The following is a 1,167-nucleotide window of genomic DNA, read 5'->3' as shown; positions in this document are numbered from 1 at the left end:
CTCGGCTGAGGTTCTCGGTCCAGATCGCTCCGGCCAGGCCGTACTCGGTGTCGTTCGCGGCGGCGATCGCCTCTTCCTCGTCGTCGAACGGGATTACCGACCCGACCGGGCCGAAGATCTCCTCTTTGATGAGTCGCATGTCGGGCGTGGTGTTGGTGATGATGGTCGCTTCGTAGAAGTAGCCCTTGCGGTCCATCGGTTTGCCGCCGGTGATCACCTCGGCACCGCCGGCCACCCCGTCGTTGACGATGCTCTCGACGCGGGTGCGTTGCTTCTGGCTGATCAACGGTCCGAGGACCGAGGTGGGGTCCTCGTATCCGCCCATCGGCAGCATCTGGGCGAATCCGGCGAGGCCTTCCACGACCTGGTCGTAGATCCCGCGTTGCACGTAGATGCGCGACGTACAGGAGCAGTTCTGGCCCGAACCCGCGAGCAGCCCCATGGCGGCCCCCATGATCGATTTCTCCAGATTGGCGTCGTCGAACATGATCAGCGGCGACTTGCCGCCCAGCTCCAGGGTCAGGCGCTTCAGATTGCCCGCGGCGGCCTTGACGATCAGCCGTCCGACCTCGGTCGACCCCGTGAACGCGATCTTGTCCACGTCGGGGTGCGCGGTCAATGCTGCGCCGGTGGTCTCGCCGTAGCCGGTGATGACGTTGAGGACACCGTCGGGTAGTCCGGCCTCGCGGAAGATCTCCTCCAGCTTCAGAGCCGACAGCGGCGTCTCCTCGGCGGGCTTGAGGACCGCGCTACAGCCGGCGGCGAGTGCGGGCGCGACTTTGAGCATGGCGACGAAGAAGGGGCCGTTCCACGGGATGATGAGACCGACCACGCCGACCGGCTCCAGCTGCGTGAAGGTGTGGTACTCCTCGAAGTGGCCGAGCAGGCCATCGGATACCAGGTTGGCCGATTCGCCATGGATCTTGCCGACCCAGCCGGCGTAGTAGATCAGCATCTCGTTGGCCACCTTGATGATCTGCTGTGCGGCCATCGAGTTCATGCCGTTGTCGCGCGCCTTCTCGTTGGCCACCTTGATGATCTGCTGTGCGGCCATCGAGTTCATGCCGTTGTCGCGCGCCTCGATCTCGGCGAGCTCCTCGGTGCGCCGCTTGATGATCTCGGCGGCGCGGAACAGGACCTCCGCACGGTGCGCGGCGGGCAGCCTGC

1 protein-coding gene is annotated in these 1,167 nt (G+C 65.4%); it reads right to left on the bottom strand.

The window, feature by feature from the left end; all coding sequences use genetic code 11:
• Positions 1 to 1,167, bottom strand: a 1,167-nt coding sequence (locus tag H7J86_RS01550; RefSeq protein ID WP_267288940.1) for an aldehyde dehydrogenase family protein, incomplete at both ends; no start/stop codon positions are given.

Source organism: Mycobacterium hackensackense, assembly GCF_025822555.1.
Lineage (GTDB): Bacteria > Actinomycetota > Actinomycetes > Mycobacteriales > Mycobacteriaceae > Mycobacterium > Mycobacterium fluoranthenivorans.
This window is presented reverse-complemented; position numbering and strand designations above follow the sequence as displayed.